Below are 6715 nucleotides of genomic sequence, written 5' to 3'. Positions count from 1 at the left end.
CCAAGGTCGCCAATCGCAGGAAGGATTTCCTGCACAAGCTGTCCACCGTTCAGGCATACAGCCATGCGGCGGTCTTCGTCGGCAACGTCAATGCCGCTTCCCTCGCGAAGACCCGAATGGCGAAATCGGTGCTCGACGCGGGCTGGAGCAGCTACCGAACCATGCTCAAGTACAAGTGCGATGACGCAAGTGCTTGGTTCGCGGAGGTCGACGAATCCTTCTCCACTCAGGAGTGCAACGTCTGCGGCACGCGAGCCGGCCCCAAGGGTCGAGCTGGGCTCGCCGTACGGCAATGGACCTGTCCGTGTTGCGGCACGTCCCACGACCGCGATGTGAACGCGGCGCGCAACATCCTTGCGCGTGGGCTGGTGTGGTTGGAGAACACGTTTTCCGCTGCGGATTCGCGCTCGACGAAGAGTGCGGCCGCAGTGAATAAGGTACCAGGCCCTTCAGGGCTGGGTGCCGCGGCCGGGCATGGCCGTCCAGCAGTGGGAATCCCCGTCCTTTAGGGCGGGGAGGATGTCAATGAGCGGTGCCGGTGGCCTCGACAGTCGGGCTTGACAGGAAGTCCGGCAAGCACCTCTGCGCCACCCGCGGTTGGCGCTCGAACGCCCTTGCTCACATGGCGTGCGAGCAATTCTTCGATTTGCAGCAGTCGCATGAGCGGGCATTGGAGCTCCGACGACTGCCGGCTTGCGTACTCTCTCAATTCCCGCATTGCTGAGTAGAACGCGTCGTTCACCACGCACTCCAACTCGACCTGCCTAGCTTCGAAAATCTGCCTCTTTACTTCGGTCAAGTGTCCTAACTGGTTGTATCGGGGGTCCCCTTGGCTGTCCTTGACAATTGGGCTCCAGAGCATGAAGTGGTGCTCGTACTCCCCCAGGTACTTCCGAGCGTAAGCGATGTCGCGGGAGAACTTCTCAACGAGCTTGTTGACATTGTTTGGTCGCTTGTCCTTGACATACTGGAGGCCAGTCGTGAGGTGAACAGCAACCTCGCACACGTACACCTTTCGCTCCTTGAGATTGATGCCCACGACGTCAATCTCACCCTGCACGTCGACCGTGTACAAGTTCGTCTGGATGAAATCGCACTTTCTGATGTACCGAAGGTACGAGGAAACCAGCTGCTCGCCAACGTTCATGATGCCCCTCTTGTTTTGGTGATTATCCACACGGCGCCCGCAAAACCCATTCGGGGCGGGCCTCCGAGGGCCGTGCCGGGCGCATCGCCTTGCGCGCCGAAAGGTGCCGAATGACCAGGTCGTCAGCTGCGCTCTCCCGCGCGACCGGTCTCCGCTGCTGCACTACCAGGTAGCGGCGCAACAGCAGTGCGATGGCGGGGCTGAGGCCACGACGCCATCGGCGCCTGGCATGAAATCGCCAGCAAGCGGCCCATTCGGTCCCGATTCCATCGCGCTTGCCCGCCAGGAGGCGCAGGGTATACCTTGGGAATTCCCGAGGGACGTTGGAAATGTTTTTCAGGAAACGTGGTGGGGTGTTGTCGCTACACGTGGAAAGAACCACTTTCCCGAAGGACGCCAATGCACCGACCAAGGTTCGGCAGACATTTCACGGCCGACTGGCCGTATGACCCGCATGATGGAGTAGGGCTGGAGTTCGTCGGCGCTCCGACTGCCCGCAAGGCCTTCCTCGACGTGCTCCGCGCCGCCGGTTGCAGCTCACCCGCGGCATGCCGCATTCTCCAACTGCTCGAGGAGGGCGGCACAAAGCGCACAACTGTACGTTCGACGCTCAGATTCGACCGCATCGGCGACCGGCTCGCCGCCCTCGGCGTAGCGATGACAGTCATCCCGCCAGCCAAGCCGACAGACCCGCCTGTTGCAACGTGCCCCTGATTCCCACGCCCCGCCCTCGTCGAGCGGGGCTTTCTTTTGCCTATGGCATCCCCGCCCGCCGTGCCGGGAGGGCAGTGCTCGTTGCCCTCTACTACGACTCAAGACGAAGGCGCAAGTCCTCAGCTTGCCGCGCGCCGGCGCTCAAGCTCGCCTCGTAAGAAACACTCCGGTGGCCGCGGCCGCTCTGCGCGTAGACTTTTCCTGTCGCCAAAATTGGGAAGCAGCAGATGTCGTTCGCAGTTCGCAAGCCGAAGATTGCCGAGGTCCTGGACATGGTGTCGGGCCGCGTTCTCTCAGCCAATCAGGCGATTGGCGCTGACTACGACGCAGCCGTCGTTCTTCGCAGCACGCTCAAGGAGCGTCAGTTCGAAGGTCGCCCGCTGTACGCCTGCCCCCCCTGTGGGGTAGGGGTCCAGCTCAATTGCATGGACAAGCAGAAGCAGTTCTACTTTCGGCATGTGCACGAGCTTGGGGGCTGCCCCATCGACACCGGCGCTCACCTTACGCGTGACGAAATAGACGCCATCCGCTACAACGGTGCCAAGGAAAGTGAGCTGCATCACCAGATGAAGCAGTGGATAGCGCAGTGCACCGAAGTCGACCCGGCATTCACGAACACTGAGGTTGAGTCGTCCTGGAAGGGAAAGCTCACGGGGGAGATGCGTCGCCCTGACGTTCGAGCGGAGCACAAAGGCATGCGCGTTGCGTTTGAGGTCCAGTTGTCATCAACCTACCTGGACGTCATCGTCGGGCGCCGGTTGTTCTACCGTAAGGAAGGCGCGCTGCTTGTCTGGGTGTTCGCAAACTTCGACGAAGGCATCCGCAAGATGACCCAAGACGACATCTACTTCAACAACAATCAGAACGCCCTAGTCGTTACTGCCGAAACAGTCGAAGCGTCTAAAAAGCATGGCAAGTTCATGCTCGATTGCGTCTGGCGGTATCCGCTTTCCGCGACCGACAGCTCCGCCGTCTCCGACCTCCAGCGCAAGCTCGTGAGCTTCGACGAGTTGACGCTCGACCTCGCCTCGCAGACGGCCTTCTACTTCGACTTCGAGGGCGCGCGGGAGAAGCTGCGCGCGGCCGAGCGTGCAGCAGGGCCCAACCCCTATTTCGCACCGGTCGAACAACCGTGGTGGTACGACACCGATGAGGCTGAGGCCCTTCGTGAGCGCTTCCGAGACACGTGGCTGCGCGCTATAGGGGACGGAAAAGTGCCAGGCGAGGAGTGGGAAGAACTCGGGTTTCGCTTCGAGGAGGCGGACCTGAAACTGCCGGCGTACCCGCATCTGCTGCCAGAGACCGTCCTCAAGGTTCTCTACTCCTTCCAGGCGGGGCGTCCGGTCGGCTACAAGTTCAGCAGCCTCATCCAGGTCCTGCACGAGACGCTCCCTCGCAGTGACCGCACGCGTGTCATGCCGTACCTCGAGTACGTGGGGAAGGCGCTACGCGTCTACGGCCTGGTGCCTCAACTGCGCAAAGCTCGGAACTACGCCGCCTGGGAAACCAAGGCCGCTGAACACCGCGCCCGCGAGGCAGAGCGCATCGTGGACCCCAAGCCAGAGCTGGCCACGGTCCGGCTCATCGAGTTCCTGTTCCCAAGGCTCGCCGGCGCAACCGCCAAGCTTGCCGCGTCGCTCTAGGCCACGGGCCTGAAGGAGGCCGAGGGGTCGCTCAGACCATCGAGCTCGTCTTCCTTGACCGCAAGTCCGTCCGCAGCCAGCTTTTCCAAGGCCCTGCCGGCCTGGAGCGGGCTCACCCTTGCGGCCTTGGCGATGCCGTAGCCGTCTATTGGCCCAGCCGCCCTACGCAGAGCCTCCAAAACGGCTTCCCGCGTGCTCTCACCATCACGAACCCCTGGTTTTGCTGCCAAATGCGCCCCTCCGGCTTAGCTGTCGGTCGCGTCAGCTTAGCGGCGTCCGGCGCGCTTGAACACCAACCAAAGGGCGCGTTGTGGGCCTCGACCAACGCACCTGGGCTCATTTTCGGAGGCGGCTGCCCACTCCGACTACTTTCGTACTCAGGCGCAAACGGATGAACCAACGAACCTAGGCCGCAGCGAGCGCAGCAGTCTCGGACTCTGCCTCCAGGAACTCGTCGAAGCTGACGGTCGGCGGCTCTTTGAGGCCGCGGTACTCGGCCAACGCGCGCAGCTCCTCTTCGATGAGAGGAGGGAAGGGAATCCGGAAAGCCCGCTGCGGGTTGAGCAATGCCTTGAAGCATTCGCGAATCAGCTTTTCACTGTTCCAGCGCAGGGACAACGTGTTCGCGATGCGCGGGAACCGCACTTGGATGTGGCGCGGTCGTACGCCGAATGGCAAGCTTTGAAGCCAAGCCTGGGCGGCCAGGTTGAGCGCGTTGTCCTCGGGGGCCGGGACGCCGCCAGCAGGGTTCCGGTCAATTTTTGAAACTATGGGCTGACGGTCTAGGCGGCCTGTTTCAGGGCCTTTGGCGTTCATCGCAAATCCTTCTAGGCGCGCGGTAGGGGAGGGCACGATTTTAGCCGGGGCATACGCGCCGGAGCCTGCTGCCGGAGCCAAACAAAGCCGTTCAGGCGTCGACTTCTGCACGCTCCGCGCCGGCAAGGCGCAGGCCCAGCACATCCAGCGCAAGGGCCGCCTCTTGCGGCGAGTAGGCCGCTCCGGGTGTTGCCTTGGCCTTGTGCCAGGCCCACATCCGGTTGGCCTGGGAGAAGGTCGGCTCGAACACGAAGTGCAGCACGTAGTGGGCCGGGTAGCTGTTGGCCCTCGAGAAGCATTGCACCCGGGGCTCGCCACCGCCTTGCGGGTGGAAGTGGACGCGCGGGTTGCGCTTCAGCACTTCCAGGTCGAGCTCCAGGTCAAAGAACTCGGTTGTCATCATGGAGGCGGGGTCACCGAACCTGACGCCCGTCTGGATGACCTCGCCGGCGAGCGTGAAGAGCATTTTGGCGTCCGGGTCGACCACGCACAGGTGGTCCGCGTCGCACTCACCCTGCGTGACGCTCGTGAACGGCGTGAGTGCACGATGCAGCTCGCAGTCACCCAGGGCTTCGAACCCTTCGCGACCTGCTGCAGCCTGCTTGTCGGCATCCAGGAAGAACACGTTCTCCATGGCTACAAGGGCTGCGCCATGTTCCAGGTGAGCGCGGATGTCCTCTAGCCGTGCGACGCCTTCGGCAGCGCTCTTGGCAGGGATGTGCGGGGCCAGCCCCGCAGACAACTGAGGCACGCCGGCGCAGTTGAACTCGTCGCGGAACGCGAAGAAGCCGGGGGCCACCCGGCAGTATTGCAGCGTGCGATGGGAGTCGAGCGTTTGGACTTGCGTCAGGGTTTGGATTTCCATGGTGGCCTCAAGGGGAGTCGGCCACCGTCTATCGACCCTCTTTAGCCACGCCTCGCCCTAAAGCACTTCGCTTCCCAACCATGCGCAAAAGAGGGGAGGTCACCGGTGGGGAGGGCGCCGCCGGGAATTACTCAAGATTATCTGAAATCTGATAATTGGCCGAAGCCCCCTGGTGCGCCGTCCAGGATGCGAAGCACCTCGTCGAGGGAGCGGCCCACGTTCAGGTCGCGGAACGCCCAGCATGTCCTCGGCGGACACTCCCATATTTTCTGGGTTCCGGCCTGAGAAATGAAAGACCGCACCGAGCGTGAGCTGGTGCGGTCTTGGAATGACGCTGCGACGGCTAGCGTCGCGCTTGTCGAGCGAACTTCGCTTCGTTCTTCAACGCTTTTGCAAGGCGACGGTTGGTGGTCTTGTCGAGCACTCCGCCTTCATCTCGCCTAGCGGTCACTACTTCCGCGATGAAGCGACGGCGCCCTGCACCTCGAATTGCCTTGTCCCGTGCGGTCAAGCTCATCGCTGCAGTTCCTCAGTCGTATACGCCGGCGTACGTGTCGAATCGCGCCGCTCCTGCCTTGCGCAGTCCGAGCAGGTCAAGGACAAAGATTGCCTCGTGCTCTTCGCCGGCCGCGCGCTTCGTGTCGCGCGCGAGGTGCCAGTCCCGAATCCGCACCGCCTCTTCGACCGTCGGCTCGAAGATGAACTCCAAGCATTGCGTCCGGCCGTCTTCAGCGTTGTACGACGGAATGTTCTGAAGCTTGCGACCGGACCGGTCGGTCTCGAAGTGCACCCGAGGATTGGCCTCAAGCAGGTGCAGCGCGAGCTCGAGGTCGTAGGACCGGTTGTCCATCATGCCAACGATGTAGTCGAAGTGAATCCCCATCGGTCGCGGGAGACCGTCCATTGTGAACACCTGGTGGCTCCCCATTTCGATGCGCACGAGGTGCCTGGAGTTGGCGTCGCCCGACACAAAGCACGAGTAGGGCTTCGTGAGCCGCGCCGTCTTCTGCAGTGCTTCCAGCATGCCGGAGAAGCCCTTCACCGCGCCTGCTCGCAGGACTTCATCGTCCACAAAGCAGGCTGAAGAAAAATCCTTGAGCGGTGCACCGGTGTTGAGATGGTCAAGCAGGTTCGCCTCGCGCGCGAAGCCTTCCGTAGTGGTGTTGAACTCAAAGCCTGCCTTGAACGACGGGTCCGCCGGCGGCTGGGCCGCGCAGATGCGATGGTCCTTGTAGACCACGATGCCGTGGGCAACATCGCGGTAGTTCACCTCGCGACGGGCCTGAAGCACCTGGGTCTTGAAAACCGTTTGGGTTTGAGTAGCCATTTGTTCCTCTGAGGGTTGTTGTCCTGCGTTGTCTAGGGAAACGACAACGGCCAGGCCGCTGCCAAATGCCGGCCGCGGGTTAACAGGCATTTCTATGCCCCTTATCCCGCCTTTTAACCGCTAGCAGCCACTCTTGTGCCGGTTAAGGCCGGCCCGCACCGGCTGGCGCCGGGCGCCAGGCCGAGCCCGTCGGCATCGAGAGG

The 6715-nt window shown here is 62.4% G+C and carries 7 protein-coding genes; 2 read left to right on the top strand and 5 right to left on the bottom strand.

From position 1 onward, the window contains the following. Positions 1-509, top strand: a 509-nt coding sequence (locus APY03_RS42325) for an RNA-guided endonuclease InsQ/TnpB family protein (protein ID WP_198161210.1), incomplete at its 5' end; no start/stop codon positions are given. Here APY03_RS42325 and APY03_RS04165 read toward each other — a convergent pair. Then, complete coding sequence (locus tag APY03_RS04165; RefSeq protein ID WP_068674195.1) at positions 506-1147, bottom strand: hypothetical protein; 642 nt, start codon at positions 1145-1147, stop codon at positions 506-508. The genes APY03_RS42325 and APY03_RS04165 overlap by 4 nt on opposite strands. A gap of 941 nt (positions 1148-2088) precedes the next feature. Between APY03_RS04165 and APY03_RS04160 the strand changes: the two genes are divergently transcribed. Further along, a complete protein-coding gene (locus APY03_RS04160; protein WP_068674193.1) occupies positions 2089-3504 on the top strand; it encodes a DUF6035 family protein in 1416 nt (471 codons plus the stop codon). A gap of 405 nt (positions 3505-3909) precedes the next feature. Here the strand turns inward: APY03_RS04160 and APY03_RS04150 are convergent, their stop codons facing one another. The 4 genes from APY03_RS04150 to APY03_RS04140 form a co-directional block, all read right to left on the bottom strand. Further along, a complete protein-coding gene (locus APY03_RS04150) occupies positions 3910-4320 on the bottom strand; it encodes a hypothetical protein (RefSeq protein ID WP_068674188.1) in 411 nt (136 codons plus the stop codon). A 91-nt stretch (positions 4321-4411) separates the two neighbouring features. Beyond that, on the bottom strand, positions 4412-5185 hold the full coding sequence (locus APY03_RS04145; protein ID WP_068674186.1) for a hypothetical protein: 774 nt from the start codon (positions 5183-5185) through the stop codon (positions 4412-4414). Between the two features lie 343 nt (positions 5186-5528). Beyond that, positions 5529-5702 (bottom strand): hypothetical protein, encoded by a 174-nt coding sequence (locus tag APY03_RS41185; protein ID WP_157103371.1) that lies wholly within the window; start codon positions 5700-5702, stop codon positions 5529-5531. 12 nt (positions 5703-5714) lie between these two features. Then, entirely contained in the window at positions 5715-6602 is an 888-nt protein-coding gene (locus tag APY03_RS04140) for a hypothetical protein (protein ID WP_146039543.1), read from the bottom strand. Between the last annotated feature and the right edge of the window lie 113 nt (positions 6603-6715).

Origin of the sequence: Variovorax sp. WDL1, assembly GCF_001541225.1 — a bacterium.
In the GTDB taxonomy this organism is placed as follows: Bacteria; Pseudomonadota; Gammaproteobacteria; order Burkholderiales; family Burkholderiaceae_C; genus Variovorax.
This window is presented reverse-complemented; position numbering and strand designations above follow the sequence as displayed.